Annotated in this window: 2 protein-coding genes; both read right to left on the reverse strand. The window is 65.0% G+C overall.

Translation table 11 applies throughout. The features are described from left to right. Nucleotides 1-825 precede the first annotated feature (825 nt). On the reverse strand, nt 826-12,243 hold the full coding sequence (locus JV201_RS18540) for a non-ribosomal peptide synthetase (protein WP_219405868.1): 11,418 nt from the start codon (nt 12,241-12,243) through the stop codon (nt 826-828). Next, on the reverse strand, nt 12,240-25,163 hold the full coding sequence (locus tag JV201_RS18545; RefSeq protein ID WP_219405869.1) for a non-ribosomal peptide synthetase: 12,924 nt from the start codon (nt 25,161-25,163) through the stop codon (nt 12,240-12,242). The genes JV201_RS18540 and JV201_RS18545 overlap by 4 nt, the downstream gene beginning before the upstream one ends. Nucleotides 25,164-26,169 lie beyond the last annotated feature (1,006 nt).

Consider the following 26,169-nt stretch of genomic DNA (forward strand, 5'->3'; position numbering starts at 1 on the left):
GGTCCGGCTTTTGGCTCGGAGTACATATCCGTTTTTTTGGTAACGGCTGATATGGGTTCCGCTCTTACAGCGGCTCACTTTTGAAAAGCGCAAAAGTAAGCAAAACGCTCTTGCCCCACCACTCGGCACCTCGCTTAGGCTCGGTGTGCCCTCACTCCGGCTTTGGACCGTGGGCCGCCGTCATGGGCCATCCCTGGCCCAGGACGGCTAACCCGGCGTCCTGCCGGGTTACCCACGCTCCAAAGCCTGCGTTCGGCCAGCGTGGTTTAACGGGGCGCCTAAGATCAAAATCAAGATCAAAAGCAAGAGCACAGCGGCCTGAGAGCCGGCTTGAGTGTGGTGAAGCAAAGGCACAAGCCAAATCAAGAGCGGGCACGGTCAAATGTGGGAGCTGGCTTGCCTGCGATGGCATCAACTGGGTCTGCCTGATCCACCGAGGTGTCTGCATCGCAGGCAAGCCAGCTCCTACAGAAAAGCAGCTTTTGCCTTTGCTTCTAACACTCAGGTCGGCTTTCAGGCCGCCGTGCTTTTGATCTTGATCTTGATCTGCGGGCCCCGTTAACCACGATGGCCGCAAGTAGGCACGGTGGAGCGGGTAAATCGGCAAGGATGCCGATTTAGCCGCGCCGGGCCATGGATGGCCCGTCGCGGCGGCCCGCGCAAGCGTGCCGGAGTGCGGGCATGCCGAGCCTGGGCGAGGCACCGAGTGGTGGGGCAAAGACCTTTTGGTTACTTTTGGGGCGTTTGCCAAAAGTGACCCGCTGTAAGAGCGGACCCCTAAGTAGCCGTTACCGCAGCAACGGATATGTACACCATCAAAAGTCCTCACGAAACCCGCTCCCCAACCACAACCCCATCCCGCCACCAAGCCGCCAAACTAAAGACGTTCGGCGCCTTGAGCAGCGAAAAATGATTCCCCGGCCCATACCAAACCTCCAACACCCCCACGCACCCGCGCCACCCCTCAACCATCAACCCCTGCTCCCGCTGATTCCCTGCCGCGTCCAGGGTCGGATCCTCCGCCAACACCAACCGCAACACCCCCTCATACCGCCGACCAGGCCGATAAACCGTGCGCAACGCCGAGGCATACGTGCGCGCCGGCCCATCCATCGCCTCCACCGAAGACCGCGCAGGCAACAACCCAACCCCCACCATCCCCCCATGAAACAACCGCCGCTGGGCCACCTCATCGCGCCCGGCAAAATCCACCGCATCAATCCCCAGGGACTTACCCGAAGCCACCTGCATCGACTCAATCAGCCGCAACAACGCCGCCGTCGTGGTATAGGGCCGGCCCACCACCCCATTGCCCCCGGGCGCCTCGCTGTCGATCAACGTCAACGACGCCACCTCACGCCCCTGAGCCTGCAACCGCGTGGCCATCTCGAACACCACCCAACCGCCAAACGAATGCCCCACCAAATGCACTGGCCCCGAAGGACATTCCTGCTCCAGGGCCTGCAAATAACAGCGCGCCGCCGCCTCAACCTGGCTATGGGGCACCACCTCCCCATCCAGCCCACGGGGCTGCAAGCCAAAGATCGGCCAGTCCCGGCCCAACGCCTCGGTCAACCCCACAAACCCCGTCACGCTATCCCCCGCCCCCGGTACACAGAAGATCGGTGCCTGCCCGGCGCGACCACTCTGGATCCGCAACAACGGCTGATGCACCGCCACCGCCGGCGCCTCACTCAACGCCAGGGCCTCAACCATCGCCTGCCCCAGCGCCTGGATATGCGGTGCCTGCATCATGCTCTGGTGATCCCCCGGCACCTCAATGCGGCGCAATTGCCCCGCGGCCAGTGCCTCATCCCATCCCAAATCCAGGCTGCGCCGCGACAGCTCCGTCGGCCGCTCGGCGGCGCTGAACAAGTGCACCGCCAACGGCATCGGGAACAGGCTGTAATGCGCCAACGCATGCCCATGCCCGACTTCCCGCTGGATAAAACTCAACAGGTCCGCGTCCGAAGCCGCCGCCATCTGCGCGTACAACAAATGCCGATCGCGGCAGCGTTGCAGCAAACCCGCAAAGTCCAGCTGTCCAATGTCCGCTTCCAGTTGCTCAAGGCTCGCCAACTCATCCACACCTCCCTGTGCCTTCCAATACGCCGTGCACTGCAACAGCAAATGCCGCTTGAGGGCATCCGGCCCGCTCCAGCGCGCCTTGCCCTGGTCGGTCATGCGCGGCACGTAGCTGTCGATCAACCCGAGGAATGCCACCGGTTCGTCCAGCCCCTGCAGTTGCATCGCCACTTCATAGGCCAACACCCCGCCGAACGACCAACCCGCCAGCCGATACGGCCCATGGGGCTGCACCGAGCGGATGATCCCCACCAGCCGCGCAGCCAGGCCTTCCATGGTCTGCAACTGCACCTCGCCAAGGGGTGCACCGGGCAGGCCATAGATCGGGTAGTCCCCCGGCAGGTGCCGACCCAGCGCCGGGAAATACACGTCCATGCCGCTGAACTCATGCACCAGGAACAACGGCGGCTGGCTGCCGCTGGCGCGTATGGTGATCAGCGAGCTGTTGTCCTCCCGCGCCGTGCGCTGACCGAGCATCGAGGCAACCGAGGCCACGCTGGCGTGCTGGAACAGCTCGGCCAACGACACCTCAAGCCCCGCCTCTTCCATCAGGTTGACCAGCCGGATCGCCAGCAACGAATGGCCACCCAGTTCAAAGAAACTGTCATGCCGACCGACCTGCTCCAGCCGCAACACCTCGGCCCAGAGGCGTGCCAGGGTCTGTTCCAGCTCGTTCGCCGGCGCCTCGAACACACGGCTCGCCGATGCCTCCAGCGCGGGCATCGGCAGGGCCTTGCGGTCGACCTTGCCGTTGGCTGTCAGGGGCATTTTTTCCAGCGGTACATAGGCCGATGGCACCATGTAGTCCGGCAGGTGCTGCAGCAGATGACTGCGCAACACTTCGATGGCCAGCGGCTCGCCGGTGTAGTACGCCACCAGGCGCTTGTCCCCCGGCGCATCTTCTCGTGCCAGCACCACCACATCCTTGATGCCGCTGCAGGTGGCCAGGCGTGCTTCGATCTCGCCCAACTCGATGCGGAAGCCGCGGATCTTCACCTGGTCGTCATTACGCCCGATGCACTCCAGCAGTCCGGCCGCCGACCAGCGCCCAAGGTCGCCGGTGCGGTACAACAAGCCATCGCCAAACGGATCATCGACAAACTTCTCGGCCGTCAGCTCCGGCCGGTTCAGGTACCCCTTGGCCACGCCATGCCCGCCAATGCAGATTTCCCCGACCACGCCCAGCGGCACCGGCTGCAAGTGCGCATCCAGCAGGTGGATTTGCGTGTTGGCAATCGGCCTGCCGATCGGCACGCTTTCGGCATCGGCGGCGATGGCCTGCACTTCATGCGTGGTGGCGTAAGTGGTGGTTTCCGTCGGGCCGTAGCAATGCACCAGCCGCAGTGCCGGCGCCTGGGCCAGCAGGCTGCGGAACGCCGCCGGGTCGGCCCGTTCGCCGCCGCACAACAGGATGCGTAGCCCGGCCAACGCGTCGGGAATCAATTGCACGTACTGGTTGAACAGCGCAGTGGTGACGAACAGGATCGTCGCCCCGCCCGCCTTCAGTGCCCGGCCAAACGCGCCGGGGTCGAGCAAGGTCGCATGGTCGATCACCAGCACCTGGCCGCCGTTGAGCAAGGGGCCCCACACGTCCATGGTGCTCGCGTCGAACGCCGGGTTGGAAGCGAACGTCACGCGGTCATGGGCGTTGAAATCGGCGTAGCCGTTATTGATCACCAGCCGCGTGATGCCCCGGTGCGGTACCAGCACACCCTTGGGGGTGCCGGTGGAACCGGAGGTGTACATGATGTACGCCACGCGCTCCGAGGACTGCGACAGGTCCGGGTTGTGGCTCGGTTGCGGGTCCAGCGCCAGGGTGTCGAGGTCGATACGTCGGGCCGGGTAAGCGACAGGCTCGCTGCTGTGGGTCAACAGCCACACCGCGCCACTGTCCTGCACCATAAAGGCCTGGCGCTCGGCCGGGGCGTTGATGTCCAGCGGCACGTAGGCCGCCGCGCATTTGAGGATTGCCAGTTGGCTGAGCAACAGGTCAATCGAGCGCGGCAACAGGATCGCCACATGGTCGCCGGGCTGCACGCCCAGGTTGCGCAGGTGGTGCGCCAACTGGTTGGCGCGGGTGTTCAGCGCGCCGTAACTCAGGGTGTGTTCACCATGCACCACTGCGATAGCACCCGGGCGTGCCTGGGCCTGGGCTTCGAACAAACGCTGCACCGTATGTTCGTGAGGGAATTCGCGCTGGGTGGCGTTGAATTCCATCCGCAGTTTTTCACGCTCCGCCGCCGGCAGAATCGACAGTTGGCTGATTGAGCCCCCTGCATTCTGTTCCAGGGCCTGCACCAGTTGCTCCAGGGCAACATGCAGGTACTCGCAGAGGCGTGGCGCGCCCTGCCCCATGGCGTCAAAGCCAAACCCGTCGCCCAGGTCATCGACACTCAGGGACAGCGCAAAGTTGGTACGTTCCTCGGCCTTGAGCACCTGCATGCCCTGCCACGCCTCGGCTACGCCGCCAGCGTGCGGGGCGCTGTGGCGATAATTGAACAGCACGCTGAACAACGGCGTATTGGCCGGCAGCCCGCTGCAACGCTGGGCCAGGGCCAGTGGCGCATGTTCGTGACTGAGCAACCGGGTCAGGCTTGCGTGGGTGGCCATCAGCGCTGCGTACACTGTGCGCTCACCCAGGTCGACCCGCAGCGGCAAGGTGTTGATGAACACGCCCAAGGCACGTTCGGCGCCTTCGCCGCCTTGCAGCCGGCCCAGCAATACGGTGCCGAACACCACCTGCTCGCGGCCGGAAACCTTACCCAGCACCTGCGCCCAGGCCAGGTGCATCAGGCTCGCAGCACTCACCCCAAGCTGCCGTGCCAGGGTGCGCAGGCGCCCGTTCAACAGCGGGTCGACGCGCAAATGTGCCTGTTGCGCTTCACCCGGTGCACTCAATGCCAGCGTCGGCTCATCGACCTCCCCGAGCATCTCGCGGAAGAACGCTTCGTGCTCTTCCTCACGCATGCCCAACCGCGTCTGCGCCACATAATTGCGATACGGCACCGCCGCACCCAACTGCTCGCGACGGCCGAGCAAGCACGCCTGCATCTCGTGCTGCAGCACCTCCAGCGCAACGTGGTCCATCACCAGATGATGGAACAGCAACAACGCAACCACCCGCTGGTTGGCCGGGTCCTCGGCGTACACCAGGCGCATCAGCGGTGCCTGAGCCAAGTTCAGCCGATGCTGTTCGAAGCGCGCCTGCAATTGCTCCAGCACATTGCCCGTCGCCTGAATCGCCTCAACCCGCAGCGAGGCCTGGCGCCACACCACCTGCACCGGTTCTTCCAGCCCGTCCCAGTGCATCGACGAGCGCAGGATATCCTGCCGCTCGATCACCGCCTGCAACGCCTGGGCAAACGCTTCAAGGCGCTCGACGCTGGCGAAGGCAAACTGCGCCTGCAACAGGTACGCGTCACCCTGTTGCACTGCGCGGTGGTGATACAGGATCCCGGCCTGCAACGGCGCCAGCGGGTAAATGTCCTGAACGTTGGCCGCGCCACCGGGAATGGTCGCGACAAGGCGGTCGATGGCGGGTTGCTTCAGGTTCACCAGCGTCAGCATGTCCGGGGTGATCCGCGTGCAATCCGCGGCAATCCCATTGGCCGGCACCACCACTTCGCGACCACCACCCACGGCAGCCGCCAAGGCTGCAAGGGTGGGTTGACCAAACAACACTTTCACATCCGCCGACAACCCGACCCGACGCATGCGGCCAATCAGGCTGGCGGCCAGCAGCGAGTGGCCGCCCAGCTCGAAGAAATGGTCGTGCCGACCCACACGCTCCACCTTGAGCAAATCCGCCCACAGGCCGGCCAGGGTGATTTCGGTTTCCCCCACAGGCGCGACGTACTCCCGGGCGCTCACCGATTCCAGGCCTGGCGCCGGCAGTGCCTTGCGGTCGAGCTTGCCATTGGGGCTCAGGGGCAAGGCCTCCAGGTGCATGAAGGTGGCCGGTACCATGTAGTCCGGCAGGTGTTCCAGCAAATGGCTGCGCAAAGCGTCGATTTGCGCCGGCACGCCGGTGTAGTAAGCCACCAGCCGTGAATCGCGGGCGACCACGGCGGCTTCGTTGATCTGCGGGAATTGCAGCAGTCGCGCCTGGATCTCCCCCAGTTCGATGCGCAAGCCACGGATTTTCACCTGGTCGTCATTGCGGCCCAAATACTCGATGGTGCCGTCCGGCAGGTAGCGCCCGACGTCGCCGGTGCGGTACATCCGGCCCGCGCTGAACGGGTTCTTGAGGAAGCGCTCGGAAGTCAGCTCAGGACGGTGCAGGTAACCCCGCGCCACTTGCACACCGCCGATGAACAGCTCGCCCACCACACCCAATGGAACAGGCTGCAACTGCCCGTCCAGCAGGTACATGCGGGTGTTGGCAATCGGCTTGCCGATGGGGGTGTTGTCCGGCGTGACGGGCCCGGCGCAATCCCACGCCGTCACGTCCACCGCCGCTTCCGTCGGGCCATAAAGGTTGTACAAACCGATGCCCGGCAACTGCTGTTTGAAGCGGCGCACCAGGCTGCCGGGCAACGCTTCACCACTGCACATCACCCGCACCATCCCGGCGCTCTGGCTGACGTCGCCGTGGGCCAGGAACACATCGAGCATCGACGGCACAAAGTGCAGCGTGGTGATCTGCTCCGCCTCGATCACCTCACACAGGTAGGCCGGGTCTTTATGCCCGCCAGGACGCGCCATCACCAACCGCGCGCCGGTGAACAGCGGCCAGAAGAACTCCCACACCGACACGTCGAAGCTGAACGGGGTTTTCTGCAATACCCTGTCCTGGGCAGTCAGCCCGTACTCGTCCTGCATCCACAGCAGGCGGTTGACCACACCCTCGTGCTCGTTGATCACGCCTTTCGGTTGGCCGGTAGAACCCGAGGTGTAGATCACGTAGGCCTGATGCTGCGCGGTCAGCCCATCCACTCGTGGGTTGGACGTTGATTGGTGCTGCCAGGTGTTCCGGTCCAGGTCCACCACCGGCACCGTGACGTCGCCCAGCAACGAACGGGTTTCGCCCTGCACCAGCACGGCGGCCGGGGCGCTGTCCTTGAGCATGTAGGCGATACGTTCCAGCGGATACGCCGGGTCCAGCGGCACATAACCGCCGCCCGCCTTGAGGATTGCGAACAGGCCGATGACCATCTCCAGGCCGCGCTCGACGCAAATCGCCACCCGCGAATCCGGCTGTACACCCAGCTCCCGCAGATGGTGCGCCAACTGATTGGCCCGTTCGTTCAGCTCGCGATAGCTCAGGCACTCCGAGCCTGCCTTCACCGCAAGCGCATCCGGCGTTCTCGCCACCTGGGCTTCGAACATACCGTGCAGCGTCTGGTCGAGGTTGTAATCCACTGTGGTGTTATTGAAGTCGAACAGCAGATGCTGGCGCTCCTGATCGTCCAGCAAGTCAGCCTGCTCCAGCACCGCCTGATCGTTATCCACCATGGCCTGTAGCACGCGGGTGAAATAGCCGACATAGCGTTGCATGGTCGACTCGTCGAACAACGCGATGGCGTACTCCAGGGTGCCGCGAATTTCGCCCCGGATCTCGCCGAGGTTCAGGGACAGGTCGAACTTGGCAAAGTGACTGTCCTCCACAATGCCTTCAAGGCTCAGGTCGCCGAGGGCCAGCACCGGCGCGTCACTGTCCTGCCAGGTCAACATCGTCTGGAACAGCGGGCTATGGGCCAGGCTGCGCAATGGCCGGGTGATTTCCACCACCTGCTCAAACGGCAGATCCTGATGAGCCTGGGCGTCCAGCGCCAGCCCCTTGACCCGCGCCAGCAGCGCCTCGGCGCTCAGTTCGCCCGAGGTATCAATGCGCACTGCCAGGGTGTTGACGAACAACCCGATCAGGCCTTCCACCTCGGCCCGCTGGCGGTTGGCGACTGGCGAGCCGATCACCACTTCCTCCTGCCCGGCCAAACGCGCGAGCAACGAGGCCCACGCCGTCATCATCACCATGTACAGCGTGGTGCCGTGGCGCTGGCTGAGGGCCTTGAGCCCGGCGCTCAGGCGCTCATCCAGGTGCACGTCGACGCTGCTGCCGGCGTAGTCCTGCTGGGCCGGGCGTGGACGGTCGGTCGGCAACATCAGCAACGCCGGCGCACCGGCCAGGGTGTGTTGCCAATAGCTGCTCTGGCGATGCAACACTTCGCCGCTCAGCCACAGGCGCTGCCATACGGCAAAGTCGCTGTACTGGATCGGCAACGGCGGCAGTGGGTCAGCCTCACCGTGGCTGAACGCCTGGTACAGCGCCATCAGTTCGCGGGTCAGCACGCCCATGGACCAGCCATCGGACACAATGTGGTGGATAGTCAGCAGCAACACGTGGTGATCGTCGGCCATGATCACCAGGCGCCCGCGCAACAGCGGGCCGCGCTGCAAATCAAAAGGCGCCGAGGCTTCGCCCTGGATCAACGCGTCGAGCACCTGCTGTGCTTCGGGGTGGCGGCGCAGGTCCTGGACTTGCAGGGGCATCACTTCTTCAGGCGGCACGATCAGCACCTGGGCGTCGTCATCCTGCTGGGCAAACCGGCTGCGCAAGGTCTCATGCCGCGCGACGATCCGCGCCAGGGCCCGTTGCAGCGCGTCGACGTGCAACTGCCCGCGCAGGCGCAGGCCGATGGGAATGTTGTAGGCGGTGTTGGCACCCTCCATCAACGCCAGGAACCACAGGCGTTGCTGGGCAAACGACAACGGCAACTCCGTGTCCCGCGCCGCCGGCAGGATATCCGGCAAGGTGCTGCGCCCGGCCTGGGCCACGACCTGCGCCACCGCCGCCAGTTCGGCGTTGGCGAACAGTTCGCCCAGAGCCAGGTCGACCCCCAGTTGCTGGCGAACCTGGGACACCATGCGCATGGCCAGCAACGAATGGCCGCCCAACTCAAAGAAATGATCCTGGCGCCCCACGCGCTGCACCTGCAGCACATCCGCCCAGATCTGCGCCAGCATGGTTTCGATGTCGCCGTGGGGCGCCTCGTATTCGCGGGTGAAGACGGCGGCCAGGTCCGGCTTTGGCAGGGCCTTGCGGTCCAGTTTGCCGTTGGCGGTCAGGGGCAACGCATCGAGTTTCACGTAGGCCACCGGGACCATGTAGTCCGGCAGGTGCGCCACCAGATGGGCGCGAATCGCGCCCACTTCAAGCGGTTCGAACTGCGGGTTTTCGGTGAAGTAAGCCACCAGCCGGGGCTGGCCCGGTTGGTCTTCACGGGCCAGCACCACCACTTCCTGAAGGCCAGGCAGCTGGTTGAGGCGGGTTTCGATTTCCCCCAGTTCGATGCGCACACCGCGGATTTTCACCTGGTCGTCGTTGCGGCCCAGGTACTCGATATTTCCGTCCGGCAACCAGCGCGCGAGGTCGCCGGTGCGGTACATGCGGCCCGAATTGAATGGGTCATCCAGGAAACGTTCGGCGGTCATTTCCGGGCGATTGAGATAACCCCGCGCCACGCCCTTGCCGCCCACATACAGTTCACCGGCAACCCCCAAGGGCACCGGGCGCTGCTGTTCGTCCAGCAGGTAAACCGTGGCATTGGCGATGGGTTTGCCGATGTGCAACGGCTGCCCGGGCTCGATCCGCCCGGAGGTGGCGACCACCGTGGCTTCGGTGGGGCCGTAGTTGTTGATCACCTCGAAACGCTGGGCCCGGGTGAACTGGCGCAGGCGGTCGCCGCCAATCAGCAAGGTGCGCAGGGTCGGGTGCTCGATGTTCTGGCTGAACGCATATTCGGCCACCGGCGTGGGCAGGAAACACACGTCCAGCGGTTGTGCGCGCCACCAGTCCAGCAGCGCGTCGATATCTTCAGCGCCGTCGTGGGCCGGCGGCAGGTGCAAGGTGGCCCCCACGCACAGTGCCGGCCAGACTTCCCAGGCCATCGCGTCAAAGCCAAACCCGGCAACGCTCGCGGTGTGGCGGCCTGCGCACAGGTCAAACGCGATGCAGTGCCAGTCCACCAGGTTGGCCACGGTGTGATGTTCCACCATCACGCCCTTGGGCAGGCCGGTGGAGCCGGAGGTGTAGATCACGTAGGCCAGGTTGGTGGGCGTGACGGCCACCTGCGGGTTGCTCGCCGAATGGTGATGCCAGGTAAAACGGTCCAGGTTGATCACCGGCACATCGAGCGCGGGCAGGCGCTCCAGCAGTGCATGCTGGGTCAGTACCGCGACCGGGGCGCTGTCGCCGAGCAGGTAGCTCAGGCGCTCGGCCGGGTGCGACGGGTCCACCGGTACATAGCAGGCGCCGGACTTGAGGATCGCCAGCAACCCGGCCAGGGTGTCCAGCCCGCGCCGGGCAACGATGGCCACGCGGTCGTCGGGTTTTACCCCCAGCGCCAGCAGGTGATGGGCCAGCAGGTTGGCTTGTTGATTCAACTCGGCGTAGGTCAGCTGGCGGCCTTGATACACCGCGGCCACCGCGTCCGGGGTCAGCAGGGTCTGGGCCTCGATACGCCCGTGCAGGGTGGTGCCTTGGGGGAAGTCGATGGCTGTCGCGTTGAACTGCTCCAGCAAGTGCCGCTGCTCCGCCTCGGGCAACACCGACAAGCGATTCAAGGGTGTTTCGGGTGCCTGTTCCAGCGCCTGTACCAAATTCTCCAGGGCAGTTTGCAGATAAGCGCACACCCGCTGCGGATCAACCTGGGCGCAGGCCAACAGGCTCAGGCTGAAGTCTTCGCCCAGGTCGTCGACGCTCAGGGTCAACGGGTAGTTGGTGCGTTCCTCGGAGCGCAACGCTTGAATACCCTGCCAGGCCGAGACCGCTTCGGCGCTCGCGCCGCCAGCGCTATGGCGGTAGTTGAGCAACGCGCTGAACAGCGGCGTCGGCGCCACTACACCGCTGCAACGCTGGGCCAGGGCCAGCGCCGCGTGTTCGTGACGCAGCAAGGTGGTCAGCCGGGCATGGGTCGCCTTGACCCCGGTGCGCACGTCTTCGGCGCCTACATCCACCCGCAATGGCAAGGTGTTGATAAAGATCCCCAGGGCACGGTCGGTGTCGTGGCTGCCCTGCATGCGGCCCATCAGCACCGTGCCGAACACCACCTGTTCCTTGCCCGCCAGCACTCCCAGCACCTGGGCCCAGCCCATGTGGAACAGGCTCGCGGCGCTGACGCCCAACTGCCGGGCCTGGGCGCGCAAGCGCCGGCTCAACTGCGGGGCCAGCGGCAGGCTGATCTCCTGGATGTTGTCGCCGTCGCCCTGCACATCCTGCAGGCCGTAGGGCAAGGTCGGCTCGCTGATGTCGCCGAGCATCTGCCGGAAGAACCCTTCGTGCTCCTGCTCGCTGATGCCCAGGCGCGCCTGGGCGACATAGTTGCGAAACGGCACCGCCTGGCCCAGTTCAGCCGCCCTGCCCAGCAGGCAGGCTTGCATCTCGTGGCAGACCACTTCCAGCGCGCTGTGGTCCAGGGCCATGTGGTGGAACAACAGCATCGCCACCACCCGTTGGCCGGCTTCATCCCAGGCCCGCACCAGGCGCAGCAGCGGCGCGCGGGTCACGTCCATGCGGTAGTGGCGGCCATCGAACAGGCGATGCAACTGGGCGGCGATATCGCCGTCTGCCGGGTCCAGTTCAATCGCCTGCAGCGGCAGGCGCGCCGTGCGCCAGACCACTTGCGACGGCTCTTCCAGGCCTTCCCACACCACGCCGGTCCGCAGGATGTCGTGACGGTCGATCACCTGTTGCAAGGCCAGGGCAAAGCCCTCGAAACGCTCAAGGCTGTCGAAGGCAAACAGCGACTGCATGATGTACGGGTCGCCGTGTTCGGCACTCACATGGTGGTAGAGGATGCCCTCCTGCAACGGTGCCAGCGGGTAGATGTCCTGCACATTGGCGACGCCACCCTCGACGGTCTCCAGGATACGGTCGATGGACGCCTGGCTGAGGGTCGACAGGCTCAGCATCTGCGGGGTAATCGAGGTAGCGCCCGGTGGAATGCCATTGGCCGGCACCTGCACCTCACCGGCCTTGGTGGCCGAGTACTCCCCGGCCTTGATCAGCTCGATCAGCGCCGGCTTGTGTTCGCGCAGCGAGGCCACCAGTGCCGCGTCGCTCAGGGCCTGCTTGTTGCCTTGCACCGACAACTGATCGCCCTTGAGCGCCAGTTGCACATCCTTGGCCTTGAGTGTCGCCAACAGTTCGATGATGCTCACAGGACGATCTCCATTCGTTCGGTAATTGCGGCGTAGCCGGCCAGGGTCGGCTGTTCGAACAGGCCCCGCACATCGGCTTCCATGCCTTCCTGACGCAAGCGTCCGATCAAGCTGACGGCCAGCAACGAGTGCCCGCCCAGCTCGAAAAAGTTGTCGTGACGCCCGACCCGCTCCACCTTCAGCAGCTCGGCCCACAGCCGCGCCAGGGTGATTTCGGTAGCGCCCACCGGGGCTTCGTACTCGCGCACGATCAGTGATTCCACACCCGGCGTCGGCAAGGCCTTGCGGTCGAGCTTGCCGTTGGGGCTCAGGGGCAGAGCGTCCAGATACACGAATACCGCAGGCACCATGAAGTCCGGCAAACGCGCCAGCAGGTGCGTCCGCAGTTGTTCGATATCGGCTGGCACGCCGGTGTAGTACGCCACCAGGCGTTCGTCGCGGGCCAACACGGCCGCTTCCTTCACCTGTGGGTACTCGGTCAGCCGCGCCTGGATTTCTCCGAGTTCGATACGCAGGCCACGGATTTTCACCTGGTCGTCATTACGGCCCAGGTACTCGATATTGCCATCCGGCAGGTAGCGCCCGACGTCACCGGTGCGGTACATCCGGCCGGGGTTGAACGGGTCCTTGAGGAAGCGCTCGGCCGTCAGCTCGGGACGGTGCAGGTAGCCGCGAGCCACTTGCACACCGGCGATAAACAGCTCGCCCACCACGCCCAGCGGCACCGGTTGCAACCGGGCATCCAGCAGGTACATGCGGGTGTTGGCAATCGGCTTGCCGATAGGCGTGTTGTCCGGCACCACGGGCCTGGCGCAGTTCCAGGCGGTCACGTCCACTGCGGCTTCCGTCGGGCCATAGAGGTTGTACAAGCCGATGCCGGGCAATTGCTGCTTGAAGCGCCGCACCAGGCTGCCGGGCAAGGCTTCGCCGCTGCACATCACCCGCAGCAGCCCGGCGCCCTGGCTGACATCACCGTGGGCCAGGAACACATCGAGCATCGACGGCACGAAGTGCAAGGTGGTGATCTGTTCTGCCGCGATCACCTCGCACAGGTAAGCCGGCTCCTTGTGCCCGCCGGGGCGTGCCATGACCAGCCGCGCACCGGTGAACAGGGGCCAGAAGAACTCCCACACCGACACATCGAAGCTGAACGGGGTTTTCTGCAGTACCGCATCAGTGGCGTTCAGGCCGTAGGCGTCCTGCATCCACAGCAGGCGGTTGACCACACCCGCGTGCTCGTTGATCACGCCCTTGGGTTGGCCGGTGGAGCCGGAGGTGTAGATCACGTAGGCCTGGTGCCGCGCGGTCAACCCGGGAACCTGTGGGTTGGACACCGGCTGGTGCGCCCAGGTGTTCTGGTCGAGGTCCACCACCGGCACCGTCACGTCGCCCAGCAACGAACGGGTAGCGCCCTGCACCAGCAGCGCCGCGGGCTGGCTGTCTTGCAGCATGTAGGCGAGGCGATCCAGCGGGTACGCCGGGTCCAGCGGCACATAACCACCGCCGGCCTTGAGGATCGCAAACAGACCGATGACCATCTCCAGTCCACGCTCGACGCAAATCGCCACCCGCGAATCCGGCTGCACGCCCAGTTCCCGCAGGTGGTGCGCCAGTTGGTTGGCGCGCTGGTTCAGCTCGGCATAGGTCAGGCATTGCTCACCCGCCTTCACCGCCAATGCATCCGGCGTGCGCTCGACCTGGGCCTCGAACAGGCCGTGCAGGGTCTGCGCCAGGTCGTAGTCAACCTCGGTGGCATTGAAATCAAACAGCAGTTGCTGACGCTCTGCATCCCCCAGGATCGGCAGGCGGTCAAGGGCCTGGTGCGGCGCGTGCTCCAAGGCCTCCACCAACTGGGTCAACGCCATCTGCATATAACCGCAGACCCGTTGTGCGCCCACCTGGGCCGGGGTCAACGCGGTGAAGTCATAACCATCACCCAGGTCATCGACGTTCAGGGTCAACGGATAGTTGGTGCGCCCGTCATTGGTCAGGGTCTGCATGCCTTCCCAGGCGTGCTGTGCTTCCTGTGAACGGGTGGCGCCGCCCCGGTGGCGATAATTGAGCATCGAGCTGAACAGCGGCAGCGGCGCCGCCACCCCGCTGCAACGCTGGGCCAGGGCCAGGGAAGCATGTTCATGGCCCAGCAGCGCGGTGAGCCGGGCATGGGTGCTGCGCACGCTCTCGCGCACGCCTTGCCCGTCGATATCCAGGCGCAATGGCAGGGTGTTGATGAACACGCCAAGGGCCCGGTCCGCGCCCTCGCCGCCCTGCATCCGGCCGACCAGCACCGTGCCAAACACCACATTCGGCTTGCCCGACGTCACCGCCAACACCTGCGCCCATGCCAGGTGGAACAGGCTCGCGGCGCTCACGCCCAGCAGGCGTGCCTGGGCCCTGAGGCGCCGGCTGACGGCAGCGTCCAGGTGATGCGTGAATTCTTCGATATCCCGACCATCGCCCTGCACATCCTGCAAGCCAAACGGCAGCGTCGGCTCGTGGATATCGCCAAGCATCTCGCGGAAGAACCCTTCATGCTCCTGCTCGCTGACACCCAGTCGCGCCTGCGCCACGTAGTTGCGATAAGGCATCGGCGCGGCCTGCGGTGCGGGGTGCCCCAGCAGGTAGCCCTGCATTTCCCGCAGCACCACGTCGAACGCGGTGTGGTCCAGCACGATGTGGTGATACAGCAGTACCGCCACCACCCGCTGATTGGCCGGGTCGTTGGCGTACATCAGGCGAATCAGCGGCGCCTGGGCGATGTCCAGCCGGTAGCGCCGGGCGTCGAAACGCTGATGCAGGCCGGCCAGCACATCACCGTCCAGATGCAGCGCTTCGACCGTCAATCGAGCCTTGCGCCACACCACTTGCACCGGCTGCGCCAAGCCTTCCCAGACCACACCGGTACGCAGGATGTCGTGGCGGTCGATCACCTGCTGCAAGGCCTGGGCGAAGCTGTCCAGGCGCGCCTGGGTATCGAATGCCAGGTGCGATTGCAGCAGGTACGGATCGCCCTGCTCCGCCGTGATGTAGTGGTAAAGAATGCCTTCCTGTAACGGTGCCAGCGGGTAAATATCCTGCACATTGGCGGCGCCACCCGGCACGCTGGCGACGATCTGGTCGATCATCGGCTGATCCAGCTCCACCAATGGCAGCATCGAGGGCGTGATGCGCGGGCAATCGGCGGCGATGGCATTCACCGGCACCACCACTTCCCGGCCACTGCCCACTGCCGCTGCCAATGCCGCCAGCGTCGGCTGGCTGAACAGCACCCGCACATCGGCGCTGAGGCCGGCCTGGCGCATGCGCTCGATCAGGCTTACCGCCAGCAAGGAATGGCCGCCCAGCTCGAAGAAGTGGTCATGGCGGCCCACTTGCTCCACCTGCAACACCTCGGCCCAGATCCGCGCCAGGGTGGTCTCGACTTCGCCGCGTGGGGCTTCATATTCCCGGCTGAGCACGGCGGCCTGATCCGGTGCCGGCAGCGCCTTGCGGTCAAGCTTGCCGTTGGCGGTCAACGGCCAGCTGTCGAGTTTGACGTAGACCACCGGCACCATGGCCTCGGGCAGTTGGCTGTGCAGCTCGGCGCGCAGGGTTTCGATAACCAGCGGTTTTTGTTCGGTGAACCAGGCCACCAGGCGGCCGTCGCGCACCAGCACCACGGCTTCCTTGACGCCGTCGACGGCGGCCAGGCGGGTTTCGATTTCTCCCAGCTCGACGCGCACGCCCCGGACTTTTACCTGGTCGTCGTTGCGGCCCAGATATTCAATGTTGCCATCCGGCAGCCAGCGCGCCAGGTCGCCGGTGCGGTACATGCGGCCCGGGTTGAACGGGTCATCGAGGAATCGCTCGGCGGTCAGGTCCGGGCGATTCAGGTAGCCGCGGGCCACGCCGCGGCCGCCTACATACAGCTCACCGGCCACACCCACCGGCACCGGCCGTTGTTGTGCATCCAGCAGGTACGCCGTGGCATTGGCCATCGGCTTGCCGATATGCAGCGGCTGGCCGGCGCGCACCCGGCCAGAGGTGGCGACCACCGTGGCTTCGGTGGGGCCGTAGTTGTTGATCACCGCGAAACGTCGCTCATGGCTGAACTGGCGCAGGCGATCACCGCCGATCAACAGGGTGCGCAGGCTTGGGTGCTCAAGGTCCTGGCTGAACGCGTACTCGGCCACCGGGGTGGGCAGGAAGCTCACGTCCAGCGGCTGGGCCAGCCACCAGGCCAGCAGTTCGTCGATGTTTTCATTGCCGACATGGGCCGGTGGCAGGTGCAAGGTCGCCCCCACGCACAATGCCGGCCAGACTTCCCAGGCCATGGCATCGAAACCGAAGCCGGCCACGCTGCTGGTGTGGCTGCCGGCCTGCAGGTCGAAGGCTTCACAGTGCCAATGCACCAGGTTTTCCACGGTGCGGTGTTCCACCATCACGCCTTTGGGCTGGCCGGTGGAGCCGGAGGTGTAGATCACATAGGCGAGGTTCGCCGGGGTCAGGCTGGCGACGTGGGGATTGGTGCCGTCGGGATAGGCGCCATGCAGATCGACGATGGCGATATCACCGAGCACGCCACGGGTGCTCTCTTCGGCCAGGACCGCGACCGGTGCGCTGTCTTGCAGCAGGTAAGCGATGCGCTCGGCCGGATAGGCCGGGTCTACCGGGACGTAGGCCGCGCCCGCCTTGAGAATCGCCAGCAGGCCCGCCAGCATCTGCGGGCCGCGTCGGCAGCAGATCGCCACACGGTCGTCGGGCTTTACGCCCAGCGCCAGCAGGTGATGGGCCAATTGGTTGGCGCGTTGGTTGAGCTGTTGGTACGTCAGGTGCTGGCCGTCCTGGCTCACGGCAACCGCCTGCGGCAGGCGCAGGGCCTGGGCTTCGAAAGCGCCGTGCAGGGTCTGCCCTTGCGGGTAGTCGCGGGCGGTGGCGTTGAAGCTGCGCAGCAGGTGTTCGCGTTCGCGGGCAGGCAGTACCGGCAACTGATGCAACGGCGTTTGCGGCGCGTGCTCAAGGGCCTCCACCAGTTGCTCCAGCGCACTGTGCATGGAGTCGCACAGGCGCTGCGCGCCGATGGATTCCAGCGCCAGTACCGTCAGGCCGAAGCCCGTACCGAGGTCGTCCACACTCAGGGTCAGCGGGTAGTTGCTGCGCTCTTCGCCGCCGAGCAACTGCACACCTTCCCAGATACCGTGGCCGTCGCGGGCCATTTCGCCCGGGGTGCTGTGGCGGTAGTTGAGCAAGGCACTGAACAACGGCATCGAGGTCGGCACGCCGCTGCACCGCTGGGCCAGCGCCAGGGACGCATGCTCATGGCCCAGCAAGGCACTGAGCCGGGCGTGGGTCGCCTTGACGCCGGCACGTACCGCGTCGGCACCCACCTCCACCCGCAGCGGCAAGGTGTTGATGAACATGCCCAATGCCCGGTCGGCACCTTCGCCGGCTTGCATGCGGCCCATCAATACGGTGCCGAACACCACGTCCTGACGGCCCGACACCAGCCCGAGGACCTGGGCCCACGCGAGGTGCATCAGGCTCGCAGCGCTGACCCCCAGTTGCCGCGCCTGTTCACGAACCCGCAGCGCCAGCCCTGCATCGACGGGCAATTCGGCCTCTTCGATATCCCGGCCATCGCCCTGCACATCCTGCACGCCGAAGGGCAGCGTGGGCTCGTCGACATCGGCGAGCATTTCGCGGAAGAACTGCTCGTGTTCCTGGGCGCTGACACCCAGGCGAGCCTGGGCCACGTAGTGACGGAACGGTGCCGCGGCCGGCAAGTCATCGGCCTGGTTGAACAGGAACGCCCGCATTTCCTGGCCGACCACTTCCATGGCGGTGTGGTCCAGTGCCAGGTGATGGAACAGCAGGATCGCCGCGACCCGCTGGTTGGCCGGGTCCTGCGCATACACCATGCGCAGCAGCGGCGCCTGGGTGATATCTAGGCGATAGTGGCGGGCATCAAAACGCGCGTGCAGTTGTTCGATCACATCACCATCGGCCGGGTCCAGCGGGATGTTCTGCACCACCAGTTCGGCCTGGCGCCACACCACTTGCACCGGGCTGTCCAAGCCTTCCCACACCACGCCGGTGCGCAGGATATCGTGGCGCGCCACGACCTTTTGCAGCGCGCCCATGAAGGCCTGCAAACGCTCGACGCTGTCAAACGCCATGCGCGATTGCAGCAGGTAGGGGTCACCCTGTTCGGCGCTGATGTGGTGGTAGAGGATGCCTTCCTGCAACGGCGCCAGCGGGTAGATATCCTGCACATTGGCCGCACCGCCGGGCACCGTCGCCACGATGCGGTCGATGGCCGGCTGGTCCAGCTTGACCAGGGTCAGCATCGACGGCGTGATGTGCTCGCAGCCAGGCGCAATGCCGTTGGCCGGCACCACGATTTCCCGGCCACTGCCCACCGCCGCCGCCAGCGCCGCCAGGCTTGGCTGGTTGAACAGCACCCGCACATCGGCGCTCAGGCCGGCCTGGCGCATGCGCTCGATCAGGCTCACCGCCAGCAACGAATGGCCGCCGAGTTCAAAGAAGTGGTCAAAACGCCCGACACGCTCGACCTTTAGCACGTCCTGCCAGATTTGCGCCAGCAGGGTTTCCACCTCGCCCTCCGGGGCTTCGAAACCACGGCTGAGCAGCGACGCCTGATCCGGCGCAGGCAGGCCCTTGCGGTCCAGCTTGCCATTCGCGGTCAGCGGCAACAGTTCCAACCAGACATAGGCCGACGGCACCATGTAGTCCGGCAGCCGGCTTTGCAGGTGCGCTCGCAACGCTTCAATACTCAGCGGCGCCTGGGCGGTGTAGTAAGCCACCAGGCGCTTGTCGCCTGGCTCATCTTCACGGGCCAGCACCACCGTGTCTTTGACGCCGGAAACGCTGGCGAGGCAGCTTTCGATTTCACCCGGCTCGATACGGAAACCCCGGATTTTCAACTGATGGTCATTGCGGCCCTGGTACAGCAAGGTGCCGTCCGCCTGCCAGCTCGCCAGGTCGCCGGTGCGGTACAGCAGCCCATCGCCGAACGGGTCGACGATAAATTTCTCGGCGGTCAATTGCGGCTGGTTCAGGTAACCCTTGGCCACACCCGCGCCACCGATGTACAGCTCGCCAACCACGCCCAACGCCACCGGCTGCTGCCGTGCATCCAGCACGTAGGCACGGCTGTTGCCAATCGGTCGACCAATCGGAATACCGCCCTCACCCACCGACTTGATCTCGAAGGTGGTGGAAAACGTCGTGGCTTCGGTGGGGCCATAGCCATTCAGCAGGTGCTGCGGCGCGCCGTGCTCAAGCACCCGGGCGATCACCTGCGGGTCGAGCACATCGCCGCCGACGATCAGGTAGCGCAGTTGCCGGAACATCGGCATCAACCCGTCGGCGTACTGATGGAACAGCCCGGCGGTCATCCACAACACGCTGACGGATTGCTCCTGCAACAGGGCGCCAAACGCGGCCTGGGACAGCAACGTGGCATGCTCGACCACCACCACGCAGCCGCCGTTGAGCAACGGCGCCCACACATCGAGGGTGCTGGCGTCGAACGCCGGGTTCGAGGCGAAGGCCACCCGGTCGCGGTGATTGAAGTCGGCGTAGCCGTTGTTGATCACCAATCGAGAGACGGCGCGATGGGGCACCTGCACGCCCTTGGGCGCACCGGTTGAGCCGGAGGTGTACATGATGTACGCCACGCTTTCGGCAGACTGGGACAGGTTCGGATTATGGGTCGGCTGATTGTCGAGGTTCAGCCCGTCGAGATCACGCAGCACCTGCCCGGCATGACTGTCCTGCACCATGAACGCCTGGCGTTCGTCCGGCGCATTGATGTCCAGCGGCACGTACACCGCCGCGCACTTGAGGATGGCCAGTTGGCTGACCAGCAGGTCGATGGAACGTGGCAGCGCGATGGCCACGCTGTCGCCCGGTTTTACACCCTGGTCGATCAAATAGTGGGCCAGGCGATTGGCCCGCAGGTTGAGTTCGCGGTACGTCAGCGACACGTCGCCGTGTACCACCGCCAGCGCGTCGGGGCTGGTCAGGACGCCGGCTTCGAAGATCCCGTGCACGGTGTGCGCAGCCGGGTAGGCGCGAGCAGTGGCGTTGAAATCCACCAGCACTTGATGCCGCTCGGCGGCTGGCAGGATCGACACTTGATGCAGCGGTGTGGTCGGCGCCTGTTGCAGTGCCGTGACCAGGTTGCGCAAGGCGCTGAGCATGTAGTCGCCGACGCGCTGCACATCCACCTCCGCCACGCCTTGCACGGTCAAGGCAAAGCCTGCGCCGAGGTCGTCGACGTTCAGCACCAGCGGGTAGTTGCTGCGCTCCTCGGAACTGAGGATTTCGATCCCGGCGTCGGCGAACGGGCTGGCGCCCGGCGCTTCACCCGGCGCGCTGTGGCGGTAGTTGAGCAAGGTGCTGAACAACGGCAGCGCACCGGACACGCCACTGCATCGCTGGGCCAGGGACAAGGAGGCATGTTCATGCCCCAGCAACTGTGCCAGCCGCGCATGGGTGGCGCGCACGCCAGCCTGCACGCCCACCGCGCCGACACTGACCCGCAACGGCAAGGTATTGATGAACATTCCCAGCGCCCGGTCGGCGCCCTCGCCGCCGTGCAGCCGGCCCAGCAGCACGGTGCCGAAGACCACGTCGTCCTGGCCCGAGACCTGGCCGAGGACCTGGGCCCATGCCAGGTGCACCAGGCTTGCGGCACTCACCCCCAGTTGCCGGGCCTGCTCGCGAAGGCCCAGGCTGAGGGCCGGTTCCAATGCCACGTGCGCTTCGCACACACCGCTGCCGTCGCGGTTCACGTCCTGCAAGCCGAAGGCCAGGGTCGGCTCGTCGATGTCGCCGAGCATTTCGCTGAAGAATGTCTCATGCTGCGCAGCGCTCACACCGAGGCGCGCCTGGGCCACGTAGTTGCGGTACTGCACGGCGTCGGGCAGCAAGCAGGTTTCGCCTGCAAGGCTCGCGCTCATTTCCTCCACCAGCACCTGCAACGCGGTGTGGTCCAGCAGGATGTGGTGCAGCAGCAGGATGCCGACGTAACGGCCGTGATCCTCGGCGTAGGCAAACCGCATCAACGAGGCGCGGGACAGGTCGAGGCGGTAGTGGCGTGGGTCGAAGCGTTCCTGCAGTTGCGCCAATACGGCACTGGAAGGATCGGCTTCAACCTGCTCAACCACCAGCAGCGCCTGGCGCAAGACCACCTGTACCGGCTCGTCCAGGCCTTCCCAGACAATCCCGGTACGCAGGATATCGTTGCGCTCGATCACACTTTGCAGCGCACGGATAAACGCCTCGACCGGCTCATGGCCGCTGAAGCTGAACTGCACCTGCAACACGTAGGGATCGCCTTCGGTGGTTGCCAGGTGGTGGTAGAGGATGCCGGCCTGCAACGGGGCCAGGCCGTAGATGTCCTGCACGTTGGCGATGCCGCCGGGGACACTGGCGATGATATGGTCGATGGCCTGCTGGTCGAGATTCACCAGCGGCAGCATGTCCGGGGTGATGTGCCGCGTCGCTTCGCCGATCAGGTTGGCCGGGACCTGCACTTCATGTTGCCCGCCCACCGCAGCGGCCAGCGCAGCCAGGGTCGGCTGGCCGAACAGCACCCGCACATCGGCGCTCAGCTCGAGCTGGCGCATGCGCTCGATCAGCTTGACCGCCAGCAACGAATGGCCGCCCAGCTCGAAAAAGTTGTCCTGGCGCCCGACCCGGTCGACCTTGAGCAGGTCTTGCCAGAGATTCGCGATCGCGGTTTCCACCGCGCCTTGTGGCGCTTCATAACCACGACGGGCCAGGGCATCGGCGTCCGGTGCCGGCAAGGCCTTGCGGTCGAGCTTGCCGTTGGTGGTAAGCGGGAACGCGTCGAGCAGCACAAAGGCGCTGGGCACCATGTACTCGGCGAGGGACAGCAGCAGGTGGTCACGCAGCTCAGCGGCAGTGGGCGTGTGTTCAGGCTGGGCAATCACGTAGGCCACCAGGCGCTTGTCGCCCGTTTCGTCTTCGCGGGCAATCACCACGGCTTCGCGCACACCTTCGCAGGTGGCCAGGCGTGCTTCGATTTCCCCCAGTTCGATACGGAAACCGCGAATCTTCACCTGGTCGTCGTTGCGCCCCAGGTACTCGACACTGCCGTCGGCCAGCATCCGGCCGAGGTCACCGGTCTTGTACAGGCGCAGGCCGGTTGCGGGATCCGTCAGAAAACGTTCGGCCGTCAGCTCATCGCGGTTGAGATAACCCCGCGCCACGCCGGCACCGCCGACGTACAACTCCCCGACTACGCCGCTCGGCACCGGTTCGCGGCGGGCGTCCAGCACATACAGTTGCAAGTCGGGAATGCGCACGCCAATCGGGCTCACGCCCACCCGCTGTGCATCCGCCGCCTCCAGGGCACGGTAGGTCACGTGCACGGTGGTTTCGGTGATGCCATACATGTTGACCAACCGCGTACCAGCGTTGGTCACCCGGGCGTACCACGGCTTGAGAATCCCCGGTTCCAGGGCTTCACCGCCGAAGATCACCTGGCGCAGCGAGTGCAGTTGCTGGCTGCGGCCCTGTGCCGCGATCAACTGGCGGAACGCGCTCGGCGTCTGGTTGAGAATACTGACGCCGGCTTCGCACAGCAGTGCGTAACACTCGTCCGGCGAGCGGCTGACCAGTTGCGGCACCACCAGCAACTGCCCGCCATGCATCAGCGCGCCCCAGATCTCCCACACCGAGAAGTCGAAGGCAAACGAGTGGAACAGCGCCCAGGTGTCATTGGCGTTGAACTTGAACCAGTGCTCGGTGGCGCTGAACAGTCGCGCGACGTTGCGGTGTTCGATCATCACGCCCTTGGGCAGGCCGGTGGAGCCGGAGGTGTAGATCACATAGGCAAGGCTGGACGCGCTGATTGCAACGTTGGGGTTGACGATGGGCTCGTGCTGCAGGCTGTTGAGGTCGATCGACGTGACGTCGCCCACCAAGTGGCGGGTGTCGTCCTGCACCAGCACCGCCAGCGGCGCGCTGTCTTTCAGGGTGTAGGCGATACGGTCCAGCGGGTAGGCCGGATCGATCGGCACATAACCCGCACCAGCCTTGAGAATCCCCAGCAGGCCAATGATCATTTCCAGCCCGCGTTCGACACAGATCGCCACCCGGTCGTCGGGGCGGATGCCATGCTTGAGCAGGCAATGCGCAACCTGGTTGGCGCGCTCGTTCAGCTCGCGGTAGCTCAGGTGTTCGTGTTCAAAGCGCAGCGCGATGGCTTCGGGATGGCTGGCGGCATGAGCTTCGACTTGCTGGTGGATCAGGGCTGAATCGGCGTAGTGCTGGGTGCTGGCGTTAAGGCCATGCAGCAGATGCTGGCGTTCGGCGGCAGGCAGGATGCCCAGGTTGTGCAACGGTGCATCTGGCGTTTGTTCCAGGGCCAGCACCAGGTTTTCCAGGGCGGTGTGCAGGTAACCGGCAATGCGCGTCGCGCCGATGGAGGCGTCCACCATCACGGTAAAGGCAAAGCCTTCGCCCAGGTCATCGACGTTGACCGTCAGCGGGTAGTTGGTGCGTTCTTCGGCGCCCAACACCTGGATGCCTTCGGCGATGTCGATCACCGCCTGGGTGTCCGAGGCATCGCTGTGACGGTAATTGAGGATGGCACTGAACAACGGCGTGGGTGCGGCCACACCGCTGCAACGCTGGGCCAGGGCCAGGGAGGCGTGTTCGTGATCGAGCAGTTCGGTCAGGCGCTTGTGGGTGGTGTGCACGGCGGCGCGCACGCCTTGTTCGCCTACATCCACCCGCAGCGGCAGGGTATTGATGAACATGCCCAGGGCCTGGTCGGCACCCTCGCCCGCGCCCATGCGGCCGAGCATCACGCTGCCAAATATCACGGCCTCGCGAGCGGAAACCTTGCCCAGCACCTGGGCCAGCGCGAGGTGCATCACGCTGGCCGGGCTGACACCCAACGGTCTCGCCTGGGCCCTTAGACGGCGACTTAGATCGCCGTCGACGGCAATGCGGGTTTCGTCGATGCCATGCCCGTCACCCTGCACATCCTGCAGGCCGAACGGCAGGGTTGGCTCGTCGATATCGGCCAGCATCTCGCGGAAGAACGCTTCGTGAGCCTGTTCGCTGACGCCATGGCGGACCTGGGCGATGTAGTTGCGAAACGGCACCGGTGCACTGGCGTGTTCGGTCTGGCCGGCGAGGTGCAGCTGGATCTCCCGGCGCACTACGTCGAGGGCGGTGTGGTCGAGGATGGTGTGGTGGAACAGCAGCATGGCGACCACACGCTGGTTGCGCGGGTCTTCGGCGAACACCAGGCGCAGCAGCGGTGCCTGGCCGAGGTCCATGCGGTAGTTGCGGGCGTCGTAGAGGGCTTGCAGTTGGGTCAGTACATCGCCGTCGAGGCGGGCTTCTTCGCAGGCCAGCGAGGCCTTGCGCCAGACGACTTGCAGGGGTTCGTCGAGGCGATCCCAGGCCATCGAGGTGCGCAGGATATCGTGGCGGTCGATGACCCATTGCAAGGCCTGGGCGAAGGTTTCAAGACGGGCACGGCTGTCGAACACGAACTGCGCGTGCAGCACGTAGGGGTCGCCCTGGTGCGCTGACAGATGGTGGTAGAGCATGCCTTCCTGGAGCGGCGCCAAGGGGTAGATATCTTGCACATTCGCCGCCCCGCCGGGGATCGCGGCGACGATGCGGTCGATGGCGGGTTGGTCGAGGTTGACCAGGGGCAGCATGTCCGGGGTGATGCGATAGGCCGGGCTGAGCCAGTCGCCGCCGTGTTGGGCGACGAGGTCGAGCAGTTGGGGTTTGTGGGCGATCAGTTGGTCCCATAGGGCGTCATCCAGCGCGTCGTCGTCACCCAGGATGATCAGGTCGCCTTCGTCCATTTGCAGGCGGATCGGGTGGGTGGAAAGAGCTGCCAGTAATTTGCTGAACTGCATGGGGTAACCTGCTTTTTGAGTCGGATACGGTTGAGGAGAAAGTCCGTTTTCAGCTGTCGCGTAAGTGCCTGGGAGGCCCGGTTTAAAGCGCGGGCGCAGTCGTGGGCCGGGAGGCTTCCCGCAGGGTTGGGAAATTAGAGGATTCGGGGGGTGGGGGGTGACATGGGAAGCGGGGACAAAGCGGCTGGCGTGGGGGAACTTTCGTATTTGTTGGATGGGGGGCATATCCGTTATTTGGGTGATGGCTGATATCGGTTCCGCTCTTACAGCGGCTCACTTTTGAAGAGCGCAAAAGTAAGCAAAACGCTCTTGCCCCACCACTCGGCTCCTCGCNNNGGCTCGGTGTGCCCTCACTCCGGCTTTGGACCGTGGGCCGCCGTCATGGGCCATCCTTGGCCCAGGACGGCTAACCTGGCGTCCTGCCAGGTTACCCACGCTCCAAAGCCTGCGTTCGGCCAGCGTGGTTTAACGGGGCGCCTAAGATCAAAATCAAGATCAAAAGCAAGAGCACAGCGGCCTACCGGCCGGCTTGAGTGTTGAAGAGCAAAATCAAAATCTAAAGCGGGCACGGTCCAAAAAATGTGGGAGCGGGCTTGCTCGCGAAGGTCGTTAACGATGACGCGGGCATCCTGGATGAACGCGGCGCTCTCAGGTTTTTCGCGAGCAAGCCCGCTCCCACAGAAAAGCAGATCKGTTTTCGCTCTGGCTTTTGATCTGGCTTTTAACACTCAAGCCGGCCGGKAGGCCGCTGTGCTTTTGCTTTTGCTTTTGMTTTTGATCTGACTGCCCCAATAAGCCCGAGGCCGAACGCAGGTATTGCGGAGCGGGTAAACCGGCAGGACGCCGGTTTAGCCGCGCCGGGCCATGGATGGCCCGTCGCGGCGGCCCGCGGAGCAATGCCGGAGTGAGGGAACACCGAGCCTAGGCGAGGTGCCGACAGGCGGGGCAGAGCCCTTTGCTTACTTTGGGGCTTTTCCAAAGTGAGCCGCTGTAAGAGCGGAACCAT

This window comes from Pseudomonas sp. Colony2, assembly GCF_019382755.1.
In the GTDB taxonomy this organism is placed as follows: Bacteria; Pseudomonadota; Gammaproteobacteria; order Pseudomonadales; family Pseudomonadaceae; genus Aquipseudomonas.